General features: G+C 65.7%; 20 protein-coding genes. 6 read left to right on the top strand and 14 right to left on the bottom strand.

The features are described 5' to 3' along the window. Positions 1–286 precede the first annotated feature (286 nt). The 14 genes from XI05_RS36735 to hpaR form a co-directional block, all read right to left on the bottom strand. Positions 287–1,258, bottom strand: coding sequence for an ABC transporter substrate-binding protein (locus XI05_RS36735; RefSeq protein WP_271510848.1), 972 nt, complete (start codon positions 1,256–1,258; stop codon positions 287–289). Positions 1,259–1,471: 213 nt separating this feature from the next. Further along, positions 1,472–2,689, bottom strand: a complete 1,218-nt coding sequence (locus XI05_RS36730; protein ID WP_271510846.1) for an acyl-CoA dehydrogenase family protein — start codon at positions 2,687–2,689, stop codon at positions 1,472–1,474. 200 nt (positions 2,690–2,889) lie between these two features. Beyond that, complete coding sequence (locus XI05_RS36725; RefSeq protein WP_271510845.1) at positions 2,890–4,101, bottom strand: ABC transporter substrate-binding protein; 1,212 nt, start codon at positions 4,099–4,101, stop codon at positions 2,890–2,892. A gap of 123 nt (positions 4,102–4,224) precedes the next feature. Beyond that, the gene (locus tag XI05_RS36720) at positions 4,225–4,800 is read right to left on the bottom strand and encodes an HdeD family acid-resistance protein (RefSeq protein ID WP_271510842.1); all 576 of its coding nucleotides are present in this window, start codon (positions 4,798–4,800) and stop codon (positions 4,225–4,227) included. Between the two features lie 127 nt (positions 4,801–4,927). Next, a complete protein-coding gene (locus XI05_RS36715) occupies positions 4,928–6,451 on the bottom strand; it encodes an FAD-dependent oxidoreductase (protein WP_271510840.1) in 1,524 nt (507 codons plus the stop codon). 27 nt (positions 6,452–6,478) lie between these two features. Next, complete coding sequence (folE, locus tag XI05_RS36710) at positions 6,479–7,105, bottom strand: GTP cyclohydrolase I FolE (protein WP_271510838.1); 627 nt, start codon at positions 7,103–7,105, stop codon at positions 6,479–6,481. Positions 7,106–7,274: 169 nt separating this feature from the next. After that, a complete protein-coding gene (locus XI05_RS36705; RefSeq protein WP_271510836.1) occupies positions 7,275–8,168 on the bottom strand; it encodes an alpha/beta fold hydrolase in 894 nt (297 codons plus the stop codon). Between the two features lie 112 nt (positions 8,169–8,280). After that, a complete protein-coding gene (locus XI05_RS36700; protein WP_172784107.1) occupies positions 8,281–9,108 on the bottom strand; it encodes an HD domain-containing protein in 828 nt (275 codons plus the stop codon). A gap of 252 nt (positions 9,109–9,360) precedes the next feature. Further along, complete coding sequence (locus XI05_RS36695; protein WP_271510835.1) at positions 9,361–10,239, bottom strand: transglutaminase family protein; 879 nt, start codon at positions 10,237–10,239, stop codon at positions 9,361–9,363. Beyond that, positions 10,236–12,761 (bottom strand): circularly permuted type 2 ATP-grasp protein, encoded by a 2,526-nt coding sequence (locus tag XI05_RS36690; protein ID WP_271510833.1) that lies wholly within the window; start codon positions 12,759–12,761, stop codon positions 10,236–10,238. Before XI05_RS36690 ends, XI05_RS36695 begins: the two co-directional genes overlap by 4 nt. A 27-nt stretch (positions 12,762–12,788) precedes the next feature. Continuing rightward, the gene (locus tag XI05_RS36685) at positions 12,789–16,058 is read right to left on the bottom strand and encodes a transglutaminase family protein (protein ID WP_271510831.1); all 3,270 of its coding nucleotides are present in this window, start codon (positions 16,056–16,058) and stop codon (positions 12,789–12,791) included. 253 nt (positions 16,059–16,311) lie between these two features. Continuing rightward, positions 16,312–17,835 (bottom strand): UxaA family hydrolase, encoded by a 1,524-nt coding sequence (locus tag XI05_RS36680; RefSeq protein ID WP_271510829.1) that lies wholly within the window; start codon positions 17,833–17,835, stop codon positions 16,312–16,314. Positions 17,836–17,989: 154 nt separating this feature from the next. After that, the gene (locus XI05_RS36675; RefSeq protein WP_212259742.1) at positions 17,990–18,766 is read right to left on the bottom strand and encodes an HpcH/HpaI aldolase family protein; all 777 of its coding nucleotides are present in this window, start codon (positions 18,764–18,766) and stop codon (positions 17,990–17,992) included. Between the two features lie 115 nt (positions 18,767–18,881). After that, the gene (gene hpaR, locus XI05_RS36670) at positions 18,882–19,400 is read right to left on the bottom strand and encodes a homoprotocatechuate degradation operon regulator HpaR (RefSeq protein WP_172784100.1); all 519 of its coding nucleotides are present in this window, start codon (positions 19,398–19,400) and stop codon (positions 18,882–18,884) included. Between the two features lie 111 nt (positions 19,401–19,511). Between hpaR and hpaH the strand changes: the two genes are divergently transcribed. From hpaH to XI05_RS36640, 6 genes are all read left to right on the top strand, one after another. Next, positions 19,512–20,318 (top strand): 2-oxo-hept-4-ene-1,7-dioate hydratase, encoded by an 807-nt coding sequence (gene hpaH, locus XI05_RS36665; protein WP_271510827.1) that lies wholly within the window; start codon positions 19,512–19,514, stop codon positions 20,316–20,318. Positions 20,319–20,348: 30 nt separating this feature from the next. Next, complete coding sequence (locus tag XI05_RS36660; RefSeq protein ID WP_271510825.1) at positions 20,349–20,747, top strand: 5-carboxymethyl-2-hydroxymuconate Delta-isomerase; 399 nt, start codon at positions 20,349–20,351, stop codon at positions 20,745–20,747. Then, positions 20,740–22,278, top strand: a complete 1,539-nt coding sequence (gene hpaE, locus XI05_RS36655; protein WP_271510824.1) for a 5-carboxymethyl-2-hydroxymuconate semialdehyde dehydrogenase — start codon at positions 20,740–20,742, stop codon at positions 22,276–22,278. The genes XI05_RS36660 and hpaE overlap by 8 nt, the downstream gene beginning before the upstream one ends. Before the next feature lie 125 nt (positions 22,279–22,403). Continuing rightward, complete coding sequence (hpaD, locus tag XI05_RS36650) at positions 22,404–23,387, top strand: 3,4-dihydroxyphenylacetate 2,3-dioxygenase (protein WP_271510821.1); 984 nt, start codon at positions 22,404–22,406, stop codon at positions 23,385–23,387. Continuing rightward, positions 23,387–24,256: a fumarylacetoacetate hydrolase family protein gene (locus tag XI05_RS36645; protein ID WP_271510820.1), complete on the top strand. Its 870-nt coding sequence runs from the start codon at positions 23,387–23,389 to the stop codon at positions 24,254–24,256. The genes hpaD and XI05_RS36645 overlap by 1 nt, the downstream gene beginning before the upstream one ends. A 26-nt stretch (positions 24,257–24,282) precedes the next feature. Continuing rightward, positions 24,283–25,908 (top strand): thiamine pyrophosphate-dependent enzyme, encoded by a 1,626-nt coding sequence (locus XI05_RS36640; RefSeq protein WP_271510818.1) that lies wholly within the window; start codon positions 24,283–24,285, stop codon positions 25,906–25,908. The last annotated feature ends 52 nt before the right edge of the window (positions 25,909–25,960 follow it).

Below are 25,960 nucleotides of genomic sequence, written 5' to 3'. Positions count from 1 at the left end.
TTATCTCGCGCGAAAGCGATCTATGCTCTTTCACCTGGGTGAACCCGCCATGGCGTGCAGGGTCACTCTCGGCCAGCAGTAGTTACTATTGTACTACGGTGATCTGAAGCGCTGCATCACGGCTAAAGCGGGGGCTTCCTCTTGCATATGGTCACCGCTGCGGGAATGTTCGCCAGGAGTTGATCGCGCCGGTGTACCTGATCCCGACAATTCCGGCTCACGGCTACGGGCACGTTGCAGCACCACGCCAACTGACGCGAAGGGCCAATAAGCGACATCAGAGTGCCTACTCGATTACTGCATCGGCCCGCGTCAGCAGGGTCGGTGGCATGTTGATGTCGAGTGCCTTGGCGGTCTGGAGGTTTATAACAAGTTCGTACTTGACCGGCCGTTCAACCGGCAGATCGCCAGGTTTCGTACCCTTGAGAATCTTGTCGACAAGGATTGCAGACCGGCGAAACTGATCTGGCAAATCAGTCCCGTAGCTCAAGAGGAAGCCCGCTTCCGCGTATTCTCTCACCGCCGAGATTGCAGGCAGCCGATTTCCGACGGCCATGACGCCAACCAGACCGCGGTGGTTGAACAGTACTCCATCGCTCAACACGACGAGTACCTGAGCGCGTTCCCTCACCATTGTCGCGAACGCTCGTTCAAGCATATCCGCGCCGCGCGCCTCGGCCGGGACAAGCGTCAACCCCAGCGCTTGGGCAGCTTCCCGCAGCGATGCCAGCCGCTCCTGATTGGGCGCAAAGTCCGGATTCCACAGAACGCCCACACGCGAGAGGTTCGGCAGAGTGTCCTTCAGAAATTCGAGCCGCTTGCCGTTGATCTCATCGCCGGGCTCCGAGCTGAACCCAGTGACATTGCCACCCGGGCGCGCCAGACTGGCGACAAGTCCGGCACTGACAGGCTCAGCACTGTTGGCCATCACGATCGGGATCGTCCGGGTCGCCTTCATGGCTGCAACCGTGGTCGCATTGGTCCCGGACACGATGACGTCCACGCCGAGCCCGACCACCTCTGTGGCAAGCGCCGCCAGCCGCCCCATGTCTCCGTCGGCAAAGCGGTACTCGATGACGACATTCTCGCCAGCGCGGTAGCCAAGGCTCCGCAGACCCGCTTCGAAGGCTCCAACATTACGAAGTGTTTGCTCCCGCGACGCGCTCGCGAGATAGCCTACCCTGTAGCGCCACCTTGCCGGTTGCTGCGCACGCGCTCCGAGCGGCCACGTCGCCGCCGCGCCGCCGATCAGCCCCATGAACTCGCGTCGTCTCATCGAGCACCGCGGAGGAAAGGCCCATCCATGTCCGAAGCCTAGCACTTTGCGGCAACACGGCTAGTGAGAATGGACAACCAATCCGATGTCCGAAGCCGCGTCCCAATGTCCGAGATGGGTCGCAAGCGAAGTGTGCAATCCTTGCGCGGGTCCAATGCATCATCTATGCCCACATCCTGGCGCAGGACATCACCTCTACCGCGCCATCACCCCGCCGCGCCTGATCAGCTCCTTGCCGACCGCGGCGAGGTGCACCTGGTCCGGGCCGTCGCCGATGCGGATGAAGCGGGCGTAGACGTAAGCGCGGGCGAGGAACGTGTCCTGCGACACGCCGGCGGCGCCATGGATCTGGATGGCGCGGTCGATGACGCGGGCTGCCATGCTGGGCACCACGATCTTGGCCGCGGCGATCAGATCGTGCGCGGCCTTGTTGCCCTCGCGGTCCATCCTGTCGGCGGCCTGCAAGGTGAGCAGCCGCGCCTGTGCGATCTCGCAGAAGGAGTGCGCGATGTCCTCGCGCACCGAGCCCTGCTCCGCGAGCGGCTTGCCGAAGGCGACGCGCGAGACCGCGCGCTGGCACATCAATTCCAGCGCGCGCTGGGCGCAGCCGATCAGGCGCATGCAGTGATGAATGCGGCCGGGACCGAGCCGGCCCTGCGCGATCTCGAAGCCGCGGCCCTCGCCGAGCAAAATGTTCTCGGCGGGCACGCGGACGTCGTCATAGACGATCTCGGGATGGCCGACCGGCGCATCGTCATAGCCGTAGGTGAGCATGTCGCGGACGATGCGCACCCCACGCGTATTCTTCGGCACCAGGATCATGGATTGCTGGCGATGGCGGTCGGGATGGTCCGGAGCAGTCTTGCCCATCACGATCAGGATCTCGCAATCCTCGTTCATCGCGCCCGAGGTGAACCATTTGCGGCCGTTGATGACGTAGTCGTCGCCGTCGCGCTTGATCTCGCACTGGATGTTGGTGGCATCGCTGGAGGCGACCTGCGGCTCCGTCATCGAGAAGCCGGAGCGGATGCGCCCCTCGAGGAGCGGCGTCAGCCAGCGCTCCTGCTGCGCCTTGGTGCCGTAGTTTGCGAGCACCTCCATGTTGCCGACATCGGGCGCGGAGCAGTTGAAGATTTCGGGCGCCCAGAGGATGCGGCCCATGATCTCCTTCACCGGCGCGTATTCGAGGTTGGTCAGACCCGGCCCGTGCTCGCCGGACAGGAAGAGATTCCAGAGCCCCTGCTCACGCGCGAGTTGCTTCAAGTCCTGCAAGACGGAAGGTGTTTTGTAACGCGCGGCCTCGGGCTTCACCTGCTCGTAGTAGAGATCCTCGACAGGCTCGACGTGTGTCCGCATGAACTGGCGGACGCGCTCCTGGAGCTCCAGCGAACGGGCGGAGTGGTGGAAGTCCATTTTAATCCTCCGCTGGCCGACGCTCGCGTCAGTCCCGTAGGGTGGGCAAAGCGACTTGTCCGCCGTAGCTCGCAGAGCGAAGGCGGAAGCGTGCCCACGCATTCTCTCGACAATCATTGATAGATGGTGGGCACGGCGCAAGGGCGCCTTTGCCCACCCTACGATTCTACGATTCCGAGTTCGCGGTGAGAGCCCCCAGCTCACGTCCCGCGTAAGAGCTCGCTCGCCACCACCCAGTCGTTCCCGTCGAACTGGAGCATGTAGCCGTCCTTGATCGGGCGGAAATCCTGCGGCGTGGTGTTGAGGGTGATGCCGGGCATCAGAAGCGACAGCGGCACATTCTTCAGGTTCGCCGCCTGCGCCATGATGTTCTCGCGCGTCAGATTGTCCTTGCATTGCTTCAGCAGCACCACCAGCGCCTCGGCGACGGTGTAGCCGTAGAGGCCGGCGACGTTGTTGATGTCGGCATTGGGCAGGCGCTTCTTCATGAAGTCGATATAGGCCGCCATCGCCGGATCGTCCTTCGGTGCCTCGACGAACGGCTTCAGCGCGCCCAGCGACAGCACGCCCTTGCCGGCCTCGAGCCCCGCCGGCACCATCACGGTGGCCTTGTTGGCGCAACCGCTGGCCAGGAAGCGCGTCGGCTGCCAGCCGACCTCGTGCGCCTTGCGGATCGCCTGCGCGCAGGCGCGCGGCGTCACCGAATAGATCATGAAGACGTCGGCCTTGGTGTTGGCGAGCGTCAGCACCTGGGAATCGACGGTGGGGTCGGCGACCTCGAAGCTCGACGCCATCGCGATCGCCTTGTCGGCGTCGGCACCGAGCGCCTCCTTGACGCCGCGAAGATATTCCTTGCCGGCGTCGTCGTTCTGGTAGAGCACCGCAAAGCGCGCATTCGGGTTCTTGGCGCGGGCATAGGCGACGTCGATCGCGGCCTCGCTGGTGTAGTTCGGCGCCCAGGGCAGCGCGATCGACCAGGGCATGTTGGCCGGATCGTTCCACTTCGAGGCCGAGCTGATCAGGAAGATCTGCGGCACCTTGTTGCTGTTGAGATATTTTGCGATTGCCGAGCTCGGCGCGGTGCCCATGGTGGCGAAGATGAAGGCGACGCCGTCGCCTTCGACGAGGCGCCGCGCGGCTTCCATGGTCTTGGGCGGCGAGAACGCATCGTCGAGCGAGATCAGGTTGAGCTTGCGGCCGCCAACGCCGCCCTTCTCGTTGATCTCGTCGAAATAGGCGGAGATCACCCGTCCCGTGATGCTGAGCGGCGAGGCCGGGCCGCTATAGGGCATGGTGTTGCCGATCTTGATCTCGGTGTCGCTGACCCCGGGGCCGTAGGATTTCTGCGCCGAGACAGGGTCGGACAAGCAGGCGGCAGCCAGCGCTGCGGCCAAGGCCAAAGCGGCTTTCATGGTTTCTCCCCGGGTGAACATCGCCGCGCGAGACGGTCGCGCGGCGTGCTGCTTGTTGTCAGCACGTTCAGCTCAGCGGAGTTCCGCAAGAGGGTCTTGCGTCGAGTTGCTGATGGCGTTGCGCTAGCCGCGCCGCTTCAAGGCAAAGCCCAGGCTGATCCAGCCGGCGCCGGCCATCATCAGATCGATACCGAGAAACAGGCCGAGGATATAGACGCTGTTCACCGGCCAGCGCGCCACGATCAGGAGGCCGAGCAGCAGCGTGATGGCGCCCGAGAGCGCGACCCAGACCCACGGGCTCTCGCGCTTCATGCTGAAGGCGAGAAACAGCCGGACCACGCCCGAGGCGATCAGCGACGCGCCCAGAAACAACGTCAGCAGGACTGCCGCGAATAGCGGGTTCGCGAAGGTCAGGAAGCCGGCGACGACATAGAGCACGCCGAGCAAGGCCCAGATCAGAAACTTGCCCCAGCTCTTCATCTGGAATGCGCCGATGATCTCCGTCACGCCGGCGACGATCATCATGGCGCCGACCACGATCACGCTCGCCACCGTCGCCATGACCATGCTGCCGAGCGCGACGAAGCCGGCGATGACGTAAACGACGCCGAGCGCAACGATCCAGCCCCATTTGCCGTGTAGCGCAGAGATACCCGAGCCGAGACCGGGATGACGGGACGCATCCGAAGCACTTGTCATGGGCCACTCCTGCATGCGAAGCCCGCGGGCACGCGCCAGGATAGCACGCCCCATGCCGGGACGACAGTCAGTAGAGCAGCCCCCACCTGTGGCAACGTTGACACAAATCAAGATCGAATGCGGCGCGTCAGCCGCGTGGCCGCTCCATTTCGAGCTCGGCCTTGAGATTGTCGAGATCGCGATAAATTGAAGCGACGGCAAGCACGCGACCGCCCTTGCGGTACTTCAGCAGGCAGTCCCTTCCCGAAATACTGCCGTCGATCGCGATGTCGTCGAAGTTTTCGGCGTGACCGACATAGTTGATCGGCACGTCGTAGTGCTGGCTCCAGAAGAACGGCACCGCATCGAAGCGCTCGCGCCTGCCGAGCATGTTGCGCGCCGCGGTCTGCCCCTGCCGCTCCGCCACCACCCAATGCTCGACGCGGATGGTCTGCCGCGAGTGCGAGTCAGGCCAGCGGGCAATGTCGCCGGCCGCGAAGATGCCGGATACACTGGTCTCCAGATATTCACTCACGCTGACGCCACGATCAGCCGCCAGTCCCGCCTGCTCGGCGAGCGCAAGGCGCGGCTTGACGCCGATGCCGACGACGACGAGGTCGGCCTCGATGACGGCGCCGCTTTTCAGCGTCGCGCGCAGGCCATCGAGATGGTCGACGGTGTCCTTCAGGTGGAAGATCACGCCGTTCTCTTCGTGCAGCGACCAGATGAAGTCGCCCATCTCGGCGCCGAGCACCCTCTGCATCGGCCGCTCCTCCGGCGCGACCACGTGCACCTCGATCTTGCGCGCCCGCAAGGAGGCGGCGACTTCGAGGCCGATGAAGCTGGCGCCGATCACCAGCGCGCGCCTCGCACTCCCTGCGGCCTTGATGATGGCGCGGCTGTCGGCGACGGTCCGCAGGGTGTGAACATGCGGCTGGTCCGCGCCCGGAATCTGCAGCTTGACCGGCTCGGCGCCGGTCGCGAGCAGCAGCCGGTCGAATGGCAGCTTGTCGCCATTGCCCAGCGTCACACTGCGCGTCTTGAGACCGATGGCAGCGACGTCGGTGTTGAGCCTGAGATCGATACCGGCGTCCCGGTAATAATCCTCGCCGCGCAACGGCAACCAGTCCTCCGGCGCATTGCCAGCGAGGTAATCCTTCGAGAGGTTCGGCCGGTCGACCGGCATCGCGCCGTCATTGCTGAGCATGGTGATGGCGCCGGCAAAACCCTCACGCCGGAGCGTCTCGGCGGCAGCGAAGCCGGCAGCACCGCCGCCGACAATGACGAATTTGTCGGGCGTTGCCGCGCTGCGATGTGCAGCCGGCGGCTTCGGTGCCTCGCGCTTGCGCCGAACGACGATGTTGTCCCGATCGCGCTCGACCTCCCACACCGCCAGCGCATTCAATGCCGGCGGACGACTGGCTTCGCCCGTGCGCAAGGAGAAGCAGGCATGATGCCAGGGACAGCGGATGCTGTCGCCCACCACCAAGCCGTCCGCAAGCGGGCCATGATAATGGCTGCAGGCCGGCTCGATCGCAAAGATCTCGCCGCCGGCTTGCACCAGCAGAACGTCGTCCTCGCCGACGTGACCGAGCAATTTGCCATCCTTGAACGCGGTCAGCGACACGCCTTTGCTCAGGTCGGGTCCGCTCGGCTTGTTGTCTTCGGCCATGGCAAACGCCTCCTTGCGCGCGCGGGGTCAATCGTCCGAATTGGCGAGCCCCAGCAGTTCCTGGCGCGTCAGCGCATTGTCGCGGAACACACCCAGCATGCGGCTGGTGACGAGGTCGGTCCCGGGCTTGTGCGCACCGCGCGTGGTCATGCAGTGATGTGTCGCCTTGATGATGACCCCGACGCCTTCGGGCTTGAGCACGTCGTTGATGGTATTGGCGATCTGTGCGGTCATCTTCTCCTGGATCTGGAGCCGTTTCGCGTAGACGTCCACCACGCGCGCAAGCTTGCTGATGCCGACGACGCGCCCCTGCGGAATATAGGCGACCCAGGCGCGACCGACGATCGGCGCCATGTGGTGCTCGCAATGGCTCTCGAAGCGGACGCCGCGCAGCACGATCATCTCGTCATAGCCTTCGATCTCCTCGAAGGTCTTCTGCAGGATTTCGGTCGGGTCCTGCGCGTATCCGGAAAAATATTCCTCGAAAGCGCGTGCAACGCGATCAGGCGTCTCGCGCAAACCGTCGCGCTCGGGATCATCGCCGGCCCAGCGGATGATGGTCCGGATCGCCTGCTCGACCTCCGCCTTGTCAGGCCGATCGGACGGCGCCTGCGCCACCGCGACACGTTCCAGCTTGCGCACTGATGACTTCATCAAGATCCTCCCTGCAACGAGCCCGCCTATGGAAGCGGGCCCACAGCTTGGACGGCTGCAATCGGAAAAGGTTCCCGCAGATCAGGGAAATTTGGCGAACGGGGTCGTTGACCCGGCGCCCGCGCGCCATGGCCTCAGGTGAGGAGCGCCGAAGGCGCGTCGGCGCTGCCTATGACGCAGCCGCTTTCCGGACGTCGATCACGGCCTGCGCCCATTCGGCGGGCCGCTCCTGCGGCAGGTTGTGACCGGCATCGGTGAAGACGCGGCGCTCGAAAAACGCCTCGAACTTGCGCGCGTGGTGGGCGGTGCCGGGATTGACGCCGTCGCTGTCGCCGTCGATCGCAATCGTCGGCACACGGATCGGCGGCTGCGCGGCGAGCTTTGCCTCTATTCCCCCATAGGCGGGATCGCCTGCCACCAGCGCATAGCGGTGGCGGTAGGAGTGGATCACGACGTCGACGAAGTCAGGATTGTCGAACGACAAAGCGCTCGTCTCGAACGTCGCGTCGTCGAATGTCCATTTCGGCGACCACATCGTCCAGAGCTGACGCGCGAAGCCGCGGCGGTTGCGCTCCAGCGCGCGGCGGCCGCGCTCGTTGTGGAAGAGATATTGATACCAGAGCGCCGCCTCCTCCGGTGGCGAAGCCGGCTCCATGGATCGGGCGATGTTCTGGATGTTGTAGGAATTGCCGGAGACGAGACCGATCACGCGCTCCGGATAAAGCGCCGAGACCACGCAGGCCGCACGCCCGCCCCAATCATAGCCGCCGACGATTGCGCGCTCGATCCCGAGCGCATCCATGAAGGTCAGAAGATCGGCGCCGAGCGCCGCCTGCTCGCCGGAGCGCAGCGTCCCGGCGAAGCGAAACCGCGTCGGGCCGTAGCCGCGCAGCCAGGGCACCAGCACGCGTGCGCCGGCCGCGGCGAGGATCGGCGCGGTCTCGGCATAGGCGTTCACGTCATAGGGAAAGCCGTGCCCCATGATGCAGGGCCAGCCGCCCGGCGCACCGTATTCGCGATAAGCGATGTCGAGGATATCCGTGGTGACGGTTTTTTGTTGCATGGTTTGCTCACGGCGTTGGGGCCACGTGGATGAAGCGCAGCGCAAGCCGGGACGCCAGCATCCTCAAATCCCGGATTTCGCTTTCGCTCCATCCGGGCTACGAGAGCCCGATCTATTTCTGCGGACCGGACAGCGAGATGTCGCGTTCGGCGCGGAACACGTTGCTGTAGAGGTTGGCGATCCATTGCCGGCCAATCTCGGTCTTGTTGAGATAGCCGATCTCGGTCTGGATGTGCGGTGCGACGCTGTTCCAATAGAATTGCGGGTAGCGGTTTACGATGTCGGCGGGCGAGTCGTAGCCGAGCTGGCGGTTGATGCCGACCTCCTCGAACTCGTAATAGAGCGCATTGGCCTTGCGCAGATAATTGGGATCGCCGAGCTGGCCGATGAAGTCGGCCGCACGCAGGATCGAAGCTTCGTCGTCATAGTCCTGGCCCTGCTGAGCGGGGAACCGGGTGCCTTCGATGGCACGGGCGACGCGTTCCGGATCGAGTCCCGGAATATGCCGCAGTCGCCGCGTCACGTACAATTTCGAGCGATCGACGTGATACATCATCAGGCTGGCATCGGATGCGCCCCGCGGCAGGGAAACCTTGGTGCCGGCCGCGTCGACCAGGAAGCCGTCCTCATCGTCCTCCTCGAACAGGCCCCGCACATAGCCGATGTCGTGAGCGAGGCAGGCGATCAGGACGTGGACGTAGTCCTCGGCCGACAGATGGGTATGAAGACTTCGGCCGCGGAGGATCGCCTGGGCTGCCAGCGTCACCAGCATCGTATGCTCGATGTTGTGATAGAGCGCATCGCTGTTGCCGATACACTCCATCGCGGTGCGGGTCGCACTCTCCACGATGCTCGCGGCAGTTTCATCGAACCGGCGACGCAGGAACTTGCCGAGGAATTCCTCCAGGGATTCGGCCGCCAGTCTCGGTAAGGTTATCATGGATGCAGCCCCGTCCGCCGCTGGTGTCCCATGCCGTCTCCCGACGTCTCATTCTTGTCCTCGACGCAGCGGGGAGCATAGCCCATCTTGGGCCGGGTAACCAAACGTCGGGGACGAAAATACGAAAATACCGCGCCGTTTCGCTGCGCAACATCACGGTTGCGGCCACATTTTAACACAACCCAAAGCAGCCGGAAAGCCGCTGCCGCCGCTCGGGGCGCGGCACCGCAGGGAATTGGACGCGCGGGCCGGCTACTCCACCTGCAGCACGTCGACGGCGACGGCGAGCTTCTGCTTGGGCGAGCCGACGATGATGCCGTCGACCGGCGAGACGTCGGAAAAATCGCGCCCCATTGCGAGCACGATGTGATCGTTGCCGATGAGGAGATCGTTGGTCGGATCGAGATCGATCCAGCCAAGCTCGGCCCCGCACCACAGCGACACCCAGGCGTGGGTGGCGTCGGCACCTTGCAGCCGCGGCTGGCCCGGCGGCGGAATGGTGCGCAAATAGCCGCTGACATAGGCCGCGGGCAGGCCGAGCCCGCGCAGCCCGGCAATCATGACATGGGCAAAGTCCTGGCAGACGCCGTGACGCTTGTCGAAGACCTCGTCGAGCGGCGTCGAGATCACGGTCGCCTTGGGATCGTAACGGAATTCGCCGCGGATGCGGCGCATCAGGTCGACGGCGCCGGTGAGGATGCCCGCGCCGGGCGGAAAACTCATCCCGGCATAGGCGCTGACCGGGCGCAGCACCGGCACCAGGGGGCTGGCAAAGACATAGCCGACGGGCGAGGACGGCCCGAGGCTGGTTGCTTCGAACGCGATGTCGCGAATGCTCTCCCAGGGCGGGCTGACCGCATCGCGCGCCGGCGGCCGGCGCGAGATCGAAACCCGCGAACGCGAGTCGATGCGCAGACTGCGATGCGCGGCTTCGATCGTCACGCTCTCGGTCAGCGTGCCGAAGAAGTCGCGCCGCACGTTGCGCTCGGACGGGCGCGGATGGATCTCGATGTCGTGCGAGATCAGCTCCTGGCCACCGCCGCTGCTGGGCTCCAGCCGCAGCGTGCAGCGGGCGAAGCTGACGGAATTCTCGTACTCGTAGGTGGTGACGTGACGGATGTCGTAGATCACGCCAGCCCCGTCAGCTTTTCCGGCCGGGCGGCATTGGGGCCATGCGGGAAGTAGTGCTGCCCGATCGCTTCGGCGAGGCTGAGCAGATCCTGCTCCAACGCGAACAGCGTCTTGACCTCGAGCTTCTCGGCCTCCGCGGTCGCGAGCATCGCCTGCATCGCCACTGCGAGACGCTGTGGCTTCTCGATCAGGCCGTGCTCCTTCAGGCTCGGCAGCGCGGCAATGTGCTCGTTCAGCGTCGTCACCTGAAACGCCACCGAACGCGGATTGTAGCCGTCGAGCACCGCGAGGTCGCGCACCGGGGCCAGGATCGGCGCCAGCAGATAGCGCGAGCGGTAGGTGATCTGGCAATCCACCAGAGTCAGCAGGATGTCGAGATCCTCGTCGCCAGCCTCGTCATAGGCGAACTGGCGGGTGAAGCGCGTGGTGTTGATGGCGCGCTCGACGCGGCGGCCGATGTCGAGGAATCGCCAGCCGGCGGCGCGGTTCATGTTCTCCTGCGCAAGGCCTGCGAAGCTCGCCAGCTCCTGCAAGGTCAGCTCGGCCGCGCTCAGCACGCTGTCGTCGTCCTCCACCTCGATGGCGAGGCGCTCGGCCATCTCGGTGATCACCTGCCAGGCATCGGGCGACAGCCGCTCGCGCAAGGAAGTCGCGGTGCGCTGCGCCGCGCGCACCAGCGACAGGGCCGAGCCGAAACGCTCCGCGCTCTGCAGCGCTTCGGCGACGATGCGCCCCGCGGCCGTCCGCGAGGTTTGCGAGACCGCGCCCCAGGCCACCAGCAGGCGCTGGATGCGTTCGGCCGATTGCGCCGAGGCCGCCGTGCCCTTGTTGGGCCCGCTCGGCGAACCAAGCGCGCGCACCAGGCGCAGCGTTGCCTCGGCGCGCTCGAGATAGCGCCCGAGCCAGAACAGATTGTCGGCGGCGCGGCTCGGCAGCACGCCGGCGATGCGGCGGATGCGCACCTTGTCGGTCGCGGGCAGAAGCGTCGCGGTCGCGACCTGCTTGTTGGAGACGACCCAGACGTCGGCGGCGCGCGCGCCGTCGCCCATCGACACCGCGCGCGCGTCCGGCTGCTCGGCGATCCGGCAGAAGCCGCCGGGCATGATGGCCCAGCCGTCGGGCGTGGCGGCGGCAAACACGCGCAGCACGAAGGGGCGCGGCGTGATCTGGCCCTGCTCCCACACCGGCATGGTGGAGAGCCGCACCACCTCCTGGCCGACATAATCCATGCCGCGCGCGCTGATCGCATCGATCAGGCGCTGCCGTCCGCCCGCGTCGAGCTCACTCGCGAGCACCGGGCCGAGCGAGTCGAAGCCGGGAACGCCGCGGCGATAGGCGCCTTCGATCGCGACTTCGTCGAGCCGCGCCAGCACCTCGTCGCGCGCCAAGCGCTGGCCGCACCACCAGGTCGCGATGTGCGGCATCTTCAGGTCTTCGCCGAGCAGGCGGCGGCTCAGCGCCGGCAGGAAGCCGAGCAGCGCCCGCGCCTCCAAGACGCCCGAGCCCGGCATGTTGGCGACGACGACGCCGTCCTTGCGCAAGACGTCGATCAGGCCGGGCACCCCGAGCCGCGAGGAGGCATCGAGCTCGAGCGGATCGAGCGAGTTGGAATCGACCCGGCGCAAGAGCACATCCAGCCGCTTCAGGCCGGCCACGGTGCGGATGTGGACGCGGCTGTCGCTGACGGCGAGGTCGTCGCCCTCGACCAGCAGGAAACCGAGATAGCGCGCCAGCGTCGCGTGCTCGAAATAGGTCTCGCTGAAGCTGCCGGGGGTGAGCACGCCGATGCGCGGCTCGTCGCGATCGGCGCGCGCGCGAAGACTGTCGCGGAACGCCTCGAAGAACGGCGCGACACGTGGCACGTTCATCGACTTGTAGAGATCGGAGAAGGCGCGCGAGAGCACCAGGCGGTTCTCCAGCGCGTAGCCCGCGCCCGACGGCGCCTGGGTGCGGTCGCCGAGCACCCACCAGCGGCCGTCGGGCCCGCGGCCGACATCGGCGGCATAGATCGAGAGATAGCGTCCGCCCGGCGGTGGCACGCCGCAGACCGGACGGAGATATTCGGGACTGCCGGCGATCGCCGCGGCCGGCAGCGCGCCTTCCGCCACGAGGCGCCCCTCGCCATAGATGTCGCGCAGCACACGCTCGAGCAGCTCGGCGCGCTGGGTGATGCCGGCGCAAAGCTGCTGCCAGTCGGCTTCATCGATCAAAAGCGGCAGATGGCTGAGCGACCAGGGCCGGTCGGCGCTGTCGCCGGGCGCGCGGTAGGTGACGCCGGCCTCGCGCAAGTGACGGTCGGCCATGCCGAAGCGCCGCTCGATCTCGTCGGGCGCCAGCGCGCCGAAGGCGTCGAAGAAGCGGCTCCAGACCGCGCGCGGGGTGCCGTCCGGGCTCAAGAACTCGTCGGGGATACCCGGCAGCCGGCTATAGTCGCGGACCCATTGCGCGAGGCGGCGCTGGCCTTCACGTTGACCTTGCGCCTTTCCCGCCTTGTCGTCCTGCTCGGCTGCGCCCTCGGCCATGCGCCTCTCCCTGCCCCACCATCATACTCATTGCAGGAGCGGGGTTCGCAAGTCGAGGGTCAGCGGAAACTCATTTGTGCGTTCCTCGGGCGGCGGCTGCATCGGACCCGGGGTGTGGCCGTGGTCCTGGAAGCGCGCCAGCCGCCGCGCCTCGGCCTCGTAGGTGTTGACCGGCTTGGTGTCGTAATTGCGCCCACCGGGATGGGCGACGTGGTAGACGCAGCCGCCGAGCGAGCGGCCGTTCCAGGTGTCGATCAGGTCAAAGGTCAGCGGCGCGTGGACGGGGATGGTCGGGTGCAGGCCGGACGCCGGCTGCCAGGCCTTGAAGCGGACGGCGGCCACAGCCTCGCCGGAGCGGCCGGTCGGGGTCATCGGCAGGCGGCGCCCGTTGCAGGTGACGACGTGGCGGCCCTCGACGAAGCCTTCGGCCTTGACCTGGAGCCGCTCGACCGAGGAGTCGACATAGCGCACGGTGCCGCCGGCCGAGCCCTCCTCGCCGAGCACGTGCCAGGGCTCCAGCGCCTGGCGCAGCTCCAGCGTCACGCCGCCATGATGGATGCGGCCGAAAGCGGGGAAGCGGAATTCGAGCTGGGCCAGATACCATTCCGGCTCGAACGGATAGCCCGATTGCTTGAGCTCGCCGAGCACGTCGAGAAAATCTTCCCAGATGAAATGCGGCAGCATGAAGCGGTCGTGCAGCGCGGTGCCCCAGCGCACGAACTTGCCGCTCAGCGGCTCGCGCCAGAGCTTTGCGATCAGCGCGCGGATCAGGAGCTGCTGAGCCAGCGACATGCGCGGATCCGGCGGCATTTCGAGCGCGCGGAATTCGACGAGGCCGAGCCGCCCCGTGGGCCCCTCCGGCGAATAGAGCTTGTCGATGCAGATCTCGGCGCGGTGGGTGTTGCCGGTGATGTCGACCAAGAGGTGCCGGAACAGCCGGTCCACCAGCCACAGCGGCGTCTGATAGCCGGGCGGCGGCACGTGCGAGAGCGCGATCTCGAGCTCGTAGATGCTGTCGTGGCGGGCCTCGTCGATGCGCGGCGCCTGGCTGGTCGGGCCGATGAAGAGACCGGAGAAGAAGTACGACAGCGACGGATGCCGCTGCCAGTACAAGACCAGACTCTTCAGCAGATCCGGCCGGCGCAGGAACGGCGAATCCTGCGGAGAGGAGCCGCCGACCACGACGTGATTGCCGCCACCGGTGCCGGTGTGGCGGCCGTCGACCAGGAAGCGGTTGGCGCCGAGCCGCACCTTGGCCGCATCCTCGTAGAGGCCGGTGGTGATCTCGACCGCATCGCGCCAGCTCTGCGCCGGCTGGATGTTGATCTCGATGACTCCGGGATCGGGCGTCACCTTGATCACCTCGATGCGCGGATCGAACGGCGGCGGATAGCCCTCGACATGGACCTGGAGCTGCATCTCCTCCGCGGTGGCTTCGAGCGCAGCAACCAGTTCGAGATAGTCCTCGATGCGCTCGACTGGCGGCATGAAGGCGCAGATCACGCCGTCGCGGATCTCGATCGACATCGCGGTGCGGACCGGGATCGCGGTGTTGAGCTTCTCGGGCGCTTCCCGGGGCGGCGATTTCGGGCGCGCCGGCGGCGTGAACACCGGTAGCTTGGCGCGCGCCTCCATCGGGTCCTGCTCGACGATGTAAGGATATTGATTTGGCGGCACGTAGCTGAGCGAGCCGATCGGCAGGCGCAGGCCGAGCGGTGAATCGCCAGGCATCAGGAACAGATGACTGCGCCGCAGCGGCCAGCGCTCGCTGCGCCAGCGTGGCGGCGCATTCCAGCGCTGGATCGGCAGCACGAAACCGCGTGGCGTGTTCAGGCCCTCGTCGAACACGCGCGCCATGCGGGCGCGCGCCTCGGCGTCGGACAGCTTGGAATCGGAGGGATCGACGTTGATCGGAAGCTCGGCTTCCTTCATCAGCCAATAAGCGGTGTCCTCATAGGCCGGCATGATGTAGCCGAGGTCGACGCCGAGCCGTGCCGCGGTGCCTTCCATGAAGGCCTCGGCGTCCTTGACCACGGGCTTGCGCGGATTTTCGATCTTGGCAATGAGGTCCGCATTCTTCCAGATCGGCACCCCGTCCTTGCGCCAGTACAGGCCGAAGGCCCAGCGCGGCAGGCTCTCGCCGGGATACCATTTGCCCTGGCCGTAATGCAGCAGTCCGCCCGGCGCGAAGCGCGTGCGCAGGCGGCGGATCAGATCGTCGCCGAGCGCGCGCTTGGTCGGGCCGACGGCTTCCGTGTTCCACTCGCCCGCCTCGAGATCGTCGACCGAGACGAAGGTCGGCTCGCCGCCCATGGTGAGCCGCACGTCCTCAGCGGCGAGATCGCCGTCGACCTGCTCGCCGAGGTCGTTGAGCCGCGCCCAGGATTCGTCGGAGAACGGTTTTGTGATGCGCGGCGCCTCGCGGATGCGCTTCACGCTCATGTCGAAGGAGAACTCGACCTCGGCAAAGCCGGCCCCGCCCGAGATCGGCGCCGCCGAACGGTAATGCGGCGTGGCTGCGACCGGGATGTGTCCCTCGCCTGCGAGCATGCCCGAGGTCGCGTCGAATCCGATCCAGCCTGCGCCGGGCAGATAGACCTCGGCCCAGGCGTGCAGATCGGTGAAATCGTTCTCGACTTCCGGCGGTCCCTCGATCGGATCGATGTCGGGACGGATCTGGACCAGATAGCCGGAGACGAAGCGGGCGGCGAGACCGAGATGGCGCACGGTCTGTATCAGCAACCACGCGGAATCGCGGCATGAGCCTGCGCCGGAGACAAGCGTCTCCTCCGGCGTCTGCACGCCCGGCTCCATGCGGATGATGTAGCGGACCTTCTTCTGGATTTCGCGATTGAGGTCGACCAGGAAGTTGACGGTATTCGGGGCCTCGTGCGGGATCGAATCGAGGAACTTGCCGAACAGGCGATCGGGCTTGATGGTCTCGAGATAAGGCGCGAGCTCCGTCTTCAGATCCTTGGGATAGTCGAACGGAAAGCTGTCGGCATAGGGCTCGACGAAGAAGTCGAACGGGTTGACCACGGTCATCTGCGCGGTAAAGTCGACCTCGAATTTCAGCTCGGTGGTCTTCTCCGGAAAGACGTAGCGCGCCAGCCAGTTGCCCTGCGGGTCCTGCTGCCAGTTCACGAAATGATTGGAAGGCGTGACCTTGAGCGAATAGCTCAGGATCGGCGTGCGCGTATGCGGCGCCGGCCGCAGCCGGATGGTCTGCGGGCCAAGGTCGATCGGGCGGTCGTATTTGTAGTGCGTGACGTGGTGTAGCGCGACGTAGATCGACACGGGGTGCGGTGCTCCAGCAGCTTTTTTGAGCAGAACACCTGAGGTCAGCGCGATCAAGCACTAACAACGGGCACTGGGTGCCTAGGAAGTATCCCGGCTACGCGGGCAGTATCGTAGGGTGGGCAAAGGCGCGCTCTTGCGCGCCGTGCCCACGACTTCTGTTGCGTGGGCACGGCGCAAGTGCACCTTTGCCCACCCTACGATTCTGAAGCCTCCATGGCGTCATGCCGTGCGCGGCGCGCGCCGAGCGCGACTACATCGTCGCGCCCAGCACCCAGGGCGCGAACTCGGCCCCGCCGAAATCAAAGCTCTCGCTCTTGGTCGGCTGGCCCGAGGCGGTCTTGAGGATGAGCTCGAAGATGCGCTGGCCGCATTGTTCGACGCTCTCCTCGCCTTCGAGGATGGTGCCGCAATTGACGTCCATGTCCTCTTCCATGCGCTTGTACATGGGCGTGTTGGTGGCGAGCTTGATCGACGGCGCCGGCTTGCAGCCGAATACGCTGCCGCGGCCTGTGGTGAAGCAGACGAGGTTGGCGCCGCCGGCGACCTGGCCGGTCGCCGCGACCGGGTCGTAGCCGGGCGTGTCCATGAACACGAACCCCTTCTTGGTGACGGGCTCGGCATAGCGCAGCACCTCGACGAGGTTGGTGGTGCCGGCCTTCGCCATCGCGCCGAGCGACTTCTCCAGAATGGTGGTGAGGCCGCCGGCCTTGTTGCCGGGGCTGGGATTGGCGTTCATCTCGGCGCCTTCGCGCGTCGTGTATTCGTCCCACCAGCGCATCAGATCGACCAGCTTCTCGCCGACCTCGCGGCTGACGGCGCGGCGCGTCAGCAGATGCTCGGCGCCGTAGGTCTCCGGCGTCTCCGACAGGATCACGGTGCCGCCGTGACGCACGATGAGATCGCTGGCAGCGCCAAGCGCGGGATTGGCCGACACGCCGGAATAGCCGTCCGAGCCGCCGCATTGCAGCGCCACGGTGAGCTCGCTCGCCGGCACCGTCTCGCGCTTGACCTTGTTGGCGTCAGTCAGCGCCTCGCGCACGAAGGCGATCCCGGCTTCGACCGTCTTGCGGGTGCCGCCGACCTCCTGGATGTCCATCGCGCGCAGGCGTCCGGCGAGCTTCTGCTCTTCCATCAAGCCGCCGATCTGGTTCACCTCGCAGCCGAGGCCGAGCACGATGACGTGGGAGAAATTGACGTGCCGCGCATAGCCGCCGAGCGTGCGGCGGAGCAATGCCAGCGGCTCGTTCTGCGTCATGCCGCAGCCGGTTTTGTGGGTCAGCGCGACCACGCCGTCGACGTTGGGGAAGTCGGCGAGCGGATTGTCGCCGGTAAAGGGATTCTTCTTGAAGACGTCGGCGACGAGGCTGGCGACATGCGCGCTGCAATTCACCGAGGTGAGGATGCCGATATAGTTGCGCGTGGCGACGCGGCCGTCCGGACGGCGGATGCCTTCGAAGGTCGCCGGCAGGTCGAAATTCGGCGTCGGCTTGACGTCGACGCAATAGGCATAGTCCTTCGAGAAATCACCCATGCCGCAATTCTGCACGTGCACGTGCTGGCCCGGCGCGATCGCTTGCGTGGCAAAGCCGATGATCTGACCGTAGCGCCTGATCGGCTCTCCTACCGCGATCGGCTTGATCGCGACCTTGTGGCCGGAGGGAATGCGATCGACCGTGGTCACGCCGTCGGCGACCAATGTTCCCGGCGGCAGGCTCGCGCGCGCGATCACCACGCCATCATCGGGATGCAGGCGGATGACGGGGCTGATGGTCATGGGAGTCTCCTGTATCGAAACGATCGTGCCCCGGACGCAGCGCAGCGTGAAACGGTGCGCTGCTGAGCCGGGGCCTAGTGTTGCGTCAAGTGCTTCTGGGTCCCGGCTCTGCGAAGCGGTGCTACGCACCGCATCGCGTCCGGGACACGCAAGCTTAGGCCTTGCCGCCCGAATCCTTGCGGGTCGCGTTCACCTGCATCTTGGCGTAGGTCGTCATCAGGCCGACTTCGTTGGACAACGTCACCAGCTTGAAGCCCATGTTGATGGCGCGCGCCGCGCCTTCGGCGCCGCTGCAATGGATGCCCGGGTTGAGGCCGCGCTTGCTGCATTCCTTGATAATCTTCTCGTAGATCGCGAGGATCTCGGGCTCGCTGCGGTCGAGCTTGGGCTCGAGGCCGTAGGAGAAGCCGAGATCGGACGGGCCGATATAGACGCCGTCGATGCCTTCGACGTCGAGGATCGCTTCCATGTTCTCCACCGCGGTCCGCGTCTCCATCATCGGCAGCAGCACGATCTCGTCGTTGGCCGTCTTCTGGTACGAACCCGCGGTGCCGTACATGCCGGCGCGGATCGGGCCGTTGGAGCGCACGCCCTTGGGCGGATATTTCGAATAGGAGACCAGGTTCCGGGCTTCCTGCGGCGTGTTGACCATCGGGCAAATCACGCCATAGGCGCCGCCGTCGAGCACCTTGCCGATGATGCCGGGCTCGTTCCAGGGCACGCGCACCATCGGGGTGATCGGATGCTTGTCCATGGCCTGGAAGCACTGCACCATCGAGAGATAGTCCTGCACGCCGTGCTGCATGTCGACCGTGACGCTGTCGAAGCCGCATTGCGCGATCATCTCGGCCGAGAAGCCGGAGGGTATGGCAAGCCACGCGTTGACGACGGCCTTGCCCGACTTCCAGATCTCTTTGACTTTATTCGCCACGTTGCCTTTCCTTCCCTGTTGCTCTCACTCGCCGCGGATCGGGTTGGGCCGCACTTTGAGCGAAAAAAAGCGTGAATGTCCATGGCTCTCGCCGCGCACGCACGCATATCTGGTTTCACTCCTCGGCTATTGTCTCGTCCGCGCCTCCGAGCCCCGCAAGGCTCCGTTCGAGCTCGCCGAGCATCTCCTGCAATTCGGCGAGCTTGCGTGCGCCAAAGCGCCGCGTGATCTCGGCATAGATCGCCTCCGACGTCGGCGCGACCGACGCCATCAGCTTCAGCCCTTCCTTCGAGATCGAGACCATGCTGCGGCGCTGATCGGCTTTCGCCGTCTTGCGCTCGATCAGGTTGCGGGCCTCGAGATCGCGCAGGATGCGCGACAGGCTCGGCCCGAGCAGGAACGCGGTGCGCGCGAGTTCCGTGACCTCGACCGCCTCGATCGCCGCCAGCGCCCGCAGGATGCGCCATTGCTGCTCGGTCAGGCCGTGCTCGCGCAGCGAGGGACGAAACTGCCGCATCACCGCTTCCCGGGCCCGCAGCAACGACATCGGCAGCGAACGCGAGAAATCGCGCATCGGCACCTGGCGCGCGGCCGGCGGGTGACCGTTGGCGGGATCGGCGGATTTCTTGGTCATGACGCCCTTTCAAGCCGCAAAACGTTTGCAGTGCAGCAAGTCGAATTTGTGTTTGACGCATTCACTTAACATGTTAAGTATCTCGCCGCACCACGATTTGTCAGATCACCAATGGCGCTTTCCAACGACGATATCCAGGCTTGCGCGAGGCGTCTGCACCAGGCGGAGAAAACCCGCACGCAGATCCGGCAGCTCTCGCAGGACTTCCCGGACATCAGCATCGCGGATGCCTACGCGATTCAGAAGGCCTGGATCGACGTCAAGATCGCCGAGGGGCGCGTGGTCAAAGGCCACAAGGTCGGCCTCACCTCGAAGGCGATGCAGAGCGCGCTTGGCATTGACGAGCCGGATTCCGGCGTGCTGCTCGACGATATGTTCTTCGCCGATGGCGGACTGGTGCCGACCGAGCGCTTCATCGCGACGCGCGTCGAGGCCGAGCTCGCCTTCGTCATGAGCAAGCGCCTTTCAGGTCCCGACTGCACGCTATTCGACGTGCTCAACGCCACCGACTTCGTGGTGCCGGCGCTGGAGATTTTGGATACGCGCATCGAGCGCGTCGATCCCAAGACCAAAGCGACGCGAAAGATTTTCGACACCATCGCAGACAATGCAGCGAATGCCGGCATCGTGCTCGGGGGGCGGCCGATCCGCCCGCTGGATGCGGACCTGCGCTGGATCGGTGCGCTCTGCTTCAGGAACGGCCAGCTGGAAGAGACCGGCCTTGCCGCCGGTGTGCTCAATCATCCCGCGACCGCCGTGGCGTGGCTTGCGAACAAGATCGCGCCGCTGGGGCTTGCGCTTGAGCCCGGCCAGGTCGTGCTCGCCGGATCCTTCATCCGTCCGATCGAGACCCGCAAGGGCGACACAATTCAAGCCGACTATGGCGCCTACGGCTCGGTGAGTTGCTACTTCGCTTAGACGAACAAGAAGACAGGGAGTGAAACCGCGATGCCGCATTTCACGATCGAATATTCGGCCAATCTCGATGGCCGCCTCGACATCGACACTGTGTGCGAGGTCGTGCGCAAGGCAGCCGTCGAGACCGGCATCTTCCCGCTCGGCGGCATTCGTGTCCGCGCGATCAGATGCGAGCATTATGCGATCGCGGATGCGCGCCAGGATTACGGCTTTCTCGACATGGTGCTACGCATCGGCGAGGGCCGCGACCTTCCCACGCGCCAGAAGGCCGGCGAGCATGTCTTCCAGGCGCTGTCGAAACATCTCGATCCGGTCTTCGCCGCCAGCAAGTTCGCTTTGTCGTTCGACATGCAGATCAACGACAAGGACACCAGCTGGAAGCGCAACAACATCCACGACGCCCTGAAGGCGGAGGCCGCCCATGGATAAGCCGACCCCGAAAGCCGATCTGTTCCAGGCCAACCGCGACCGCGTCGCGCCGCTCTTGAAGACGCTGCGTGCCGACGGCATCGGTCACATGATCGACGGCAAGACCGTCGCCTCGATCTCCGGCGAGACGTTCGAGACCAAATCGCCGGTCGACGGCGCCGTGCTCGCCAGCGTCGCGCGCGGCAATGCGGAGGATATCGACGCGGCGGCGACCGCGGCGGCGCTCGCGTTCAAGTCCTGGCGCGACATCGGGCCGGCGATGCGGAAGAAGCTGCTGCATCGGGTGGCCGACGCGATCGAGGACAATGCCGACGACATCGCCGTGCTCGAATGCATCGACACCGGACAGGCCTATCGCTTCATGGCCAAGGCCGCGATCCGCGCCGCCGAGAATTTCCGCTTCTTCGCCGACAAGTGTGCGGAGGCGCGCGACGGCCTCAACACGCCGAGCGACGAGCACTGGAACGTCTCCACGCGCGTGCCGATCGGTCCCGTCGGCGTGATCACGCCGTGGAACACGCCGTTCATGCTCTCGACCTGGAAGATCGCCCCTGCCCTCGCCGCCGGCTGCACCGTCGTGCACAAGCCGGCCGAATGGTCGCCGGTGACGGCCTCTATTCTGGCCAAGCTCGTCAAGGACGCCGGCGTTCCCGACGGCGTGCTCAACACGGTGCACGGCTTCGGCGAGGAAGCGGGCAAGGCGCTGACCGAGCATCCCGCCATCAAGGCGATCGGCTTCGTCGGCGAGAGCGCGACCGGGTCGGCGATCATGATGCAGGGCGCGCCGACCTTGAAGCGCGTGCATTTCGAGCTCGGCGGCAAGAACCCGGTGATCGTGTTCGACGACGCCGATCTAGACCGCGCGCTCGACGCCGTCGTGTTCATGATCTACTCGCTCAACGGCGAGCGTTGCACGTCATCCAGCCGGCTGCTGATCCAGCAGAGCATCGCGGACAAATTCGTGGAGAAGCTGACCGCGCGGGTGAAGGCGCTGAGGGTCGGCCATCCCCTCGATCCCGCCACCGAGATCGGGCCGCTGATCCACGAGCGGCATCTGGCCAAGGTGTGCTCCTATTTCGACGTCGCGCGCCAGGACGGCGCCACGATCGCGGTCGGCGGCAAGGCCTATGACGGGCCGGGCGGCGGACATTATGTAGAGCCCACCTTGGTCACCGGCGCGCACGGCAAGATGCGCGTGGCGCAGGAGGAGGTGTTCGGGCCGTTCCTCACCGTGCTGTCCTTCAAGGACGAGAAGGACGCCGTGGAGATCGCCAACGACATCCGCTATGGCCTGACAGGCTATGTCTGGACCAACGACATGGGACGCGCACTGCGCGTTGCCGACGCGCTGGAGGCCGGCATGATCTGGCTGAACTCGGAAAACGTCCGCCATCTGCCGACGCCGTTCGGCGGCATGAAGGCCTCAGGCATCGGCCGTGACGGCGGCGATTACTCGTTCGACTTCTACATGGAAACCAAGCACGTCTCGCTGGCGCGGGGCACGCACAAGATTCAGAAGCTGGGGATTTGATTGTCATTCCGGGGCGCGCGGAGCGCGAACCCGGAATCCATTCATCCACCAACTCTGCTGCGCGATGGATTCCGGGCTCGGCTCTGCGAGCCGCCCCGGAATGACAGGACCTAGGGGAAACGCCAATGCCCATACCGCAACACATCTTCGAGCCGCCGTTCAACATCATCCGCTCCAGTCACGTCGTGCTCGACGTCACCGATTTGAAGCTGAGCCGCGAGTTCTACGAGACCATTGTCGGCCTCCACGTCGAGGACGCCGACGATAACGCCGTCTACCTGCGCGCGGCCGAGGAGCACCAGCATCACTCGCTGGTGCTGCGCAAGGCAGCCGTGCCGGCTTGCGCCCGGCTCGGCTTCAAGGTCGGCAATGACAAGGATCTGAACAAGGCCGCCGCGTTCCTGTCCGAGAACGGCCTCGCCTACGCCTTCGTCGATCAGCCGTTCCAGGGCCGCACCCTGCAATTCACCGACCCCTTCGGCTTCCAGATCGAGCTCTACGCGGCGATGGAGCGGCGGCCGCATCTCCTGCGCCGCTACGACCTCTACCGAGGCTGCCACCCGCAGCGGCTCGACCATTTCAACGTCTTCGCGGCCGAGGTGCAGGACACGATGGAATTCTACGCGCGGCTCGGCTTTCGCCTCACCGAATATGCCGAGGAGGACGGTCCGAACGGGCGCATTGCCGCGGCCTGGATGCACCGCAAGGGCAACGTCCACGATTTTGCGATCACCAACGGCAAGGGTCCGCGGCTGCACCACTTCGCCTATTGGACGCCGACGGCGATGAACATCATCCATCTCTGCGACGTCATGGCCTCGCAAGGTTTTGTGAAGAACATCGAGCGTGGCCCGGGGCGTCACGGCATCTCGAATGCGTTCTTCCTCTATGTCCGCGATCCCGACGGACACCGCCTCGAGCTCTACACCAGCGATTATTTCACCGGGGATCACGACCACGAGCCGCTGCGCTGGTCGCTGCGCGATCCGCGCCGTCAGACGCTGTGGGGCGCCCCTGCCCCGCGTTCCTGGTTCGAGAAGGGCTCGCCTTTTACGGGCCAGGCCGTGCGCGAGCCGAAATTCGTGGCCGATGTGCTGGTGGCGGACTGATGAAGCTGCCTCGTCTCGCCACCTATTCCGTCAAGGGTGATGTCAGCTATGGCGCCGTCCTGGAGGGCGGCATCGTCGATCTCTCCGCACGCTATGCCAAGACCTATCCGACGCTGCGCGAGGTGATCGCCGCGGGCAAGCTCATCAGCTTTGCCGAAGAGGCCGCAGGCCGCACGCCGGTTCACGCGCTCACTGAGATCACCTGGCTGCCGCCGGTACCGGCGCCAGAGAAGATCATCTGCATCGGCGTCAACTATCCCGACCGCAACGCCGAGTACAAGGACGGGCAAGAGGCGCCGAAATATCCGAGCATGTTCATGCGCTCGCCCCGCTCCTTCGTCGGCCACGACACGCCGCTGGTGCGCCCGCGTGCCTCCGCGCAGCTCGACTATGAAGGCGAGATCGTGCTGGTGATCGGCAAGCAGGGCCGGCACATTCCGGAAAGCGCCGCGCTCGACCACATCGCCGCGCTCACGCTCTGCAACGAGGGCTCGGTGCGCGACTGGCTGCGCCACGCCAAGTTCAACGTCACGCAGGGCAAGAATTTCGATTCCAGCGGCAGCCTCGGGCCGTGGCTGCTGCCCTACACGCGGGAATCGCAGATCGCCGACATCCGCCTCACCACGCATGTCAACGGTGAGCTCAGGCAGGACGACCGTACCAGCCGGCTGATGTTTTCGTTCCGCTACCTCATCAGCTATATCTCGACCTTCGCAACGCTCGTTCCCGGCGACATGATCGTCACGGGGACGCCGACCGGCGCGGGCGCGCGGTTCGATCCGCCGCGCTATCTGAAGCCCGGCGACGTCGTCGAGGTCGAGGCCGAGGGGATCGGACGCTTGCGCAACGGCGTCGTCGACGAGGCCTGACCAACAACCGAAATGGAAGTGCCAAAATGACCACCCTCACCGGCGGCGAAGCGATCGTAAGCGGGCTTGTCGCCCACGGCGTCGACACCGTGTTCGGCCTGCCCGGCGCGCAGGTCTACGGCCTGTTCGACGCCTTCCATCAGGCGCAGCTCAAGGTGATCGGCGCACGGCACGAGCAGGCCTGCGGCTACATGGCGTTCGGCTATGCGCGCGCCAGCGGCCGGCCCGGCGTGTTCAGCGTCGTGCCCGGCCCGGGCGTGCTCAATGCCAGCGCGGCGCTGCTCACTGCCTATGGCTGCAACGAGCCGGTGCTGTGCGTCACCGGCCAGGTGCCGACGCAATTCCTCGGCAAGGGCCGCGGCCATCTCCATGAGATGCCGGACCAGCTCGCGACCTTGCGCACCTATGTGAAATGGGCCGACCGCATCGAATATCCCGGCAACGCGCCGACAATCGTGGCGCGCGCGTTCCAGGAGATGATGTCTGGGCGGCGCGGTCCCGCCTCGGTCGAGATGCCCTGGGACGTCTTCACCCAGCGCGCGGCAACAATGCCTGCGCAGGTGCTGGAGCCGCTGCCGGCGCCGCAGCCCGACCCTGATATGATCAAGCAGGCGGCAGCGCTGATCAAGGCGAGCAAGGCGCCGATGATCTTCGTCGGCAGCGGCGCGATCGAAGCGGGTGAGGAGATCCTCGAACTCGCCGAGATGATCGATGCGCCCGTGGTCGCCTTCCGCAGTGGCCGCGGCATCGTCTCCAATGCGCACGAGCTCGGGCTCACCATGGCCGCCGCCTACAGGCTGTGGCCGAACACCGATCTCATGATCGGCATTGGCACGCGGCTGGAGCTGCCGACCATGTCGCGCTGGCCATATCGGCCCGCTGGCCTGAAGAGCATCCGCATCGACATCGATCCGGTCGAGATGCGGCGGTTCTCGTCCGACACCGCGATCGTCGCCGATGCCAAGGCCGCCACCCGCGAGCTCGCCGCCGCCGTGCGCAAGGCCGGCTACAGCAAGACCTCCGGACGGCGCGGCGCGATCCGCGAGGCCACCGCGGCAGCGCAAGCCGAGATCCAGCGCATCCAGCCGCAGATGGCCTATCTCAAGATCCTGCGCGAGGTGCTGCCGGCGGACGCGATCGTCACCGACGAACTGTCGCAAGTCGGCTTCGCCTCCTGGTACGGCTTTCCGATCTACCAGCCGCGCACCTTCATCACCTCGGGCTACCAGGGCACGCTCGGCTCGGGCTTTCCGACTGCGCTCGGCGCCAAGGTCGCCAATCCCGACAAACCGGTCGTCGCCATCACCGGGGACGGCGGCTTCATGTTCGGCGTGCAGGAGCTTGCCACCGCCGTGCAGTTCAACATCGGCGTGGTGACGCTGGTGTTCAACAACAACGCCTATGGCAATGTCCGCCGCGACCAGCGCGAACGCTTCGACGGCCGCGTCGTGGCCTCCGACCTCGCCAATCCGGATTTCGTCAAGCTCGCGGAGTCCTTTGGCGTCGCCGCCGCGCGCGTCACCGCGCCGGAGCAGTTCAAGGCGGCGATGGAGAAAGCGCTCGGCCACGGCGGGCCGGTGCTGATTTCCGTCGAGGTGCCCAGGGATTCCGAAGTCAGCCCCTGGGCCTTCATTCACCCGCCGAAGCCGTAGACTGTCATTCCGGGGCGCGTGTAGCGCGAGCCCGGAATCCATAACCACGATC

The organism is Bradyrhizobium sp. CCBAU 11357 (genome assembly GCF_028128865.1).
GTDB lineage: Bacteria > Pseudomonadota > Alphaproteobacteria > Rhizobiales > Xanthobacteraceae > Bradyrhizobium.
Note: the sequence above shows the minus strand (reverse complement) of the source record. Positions and strands in the feature narration are given on the sequence as shown.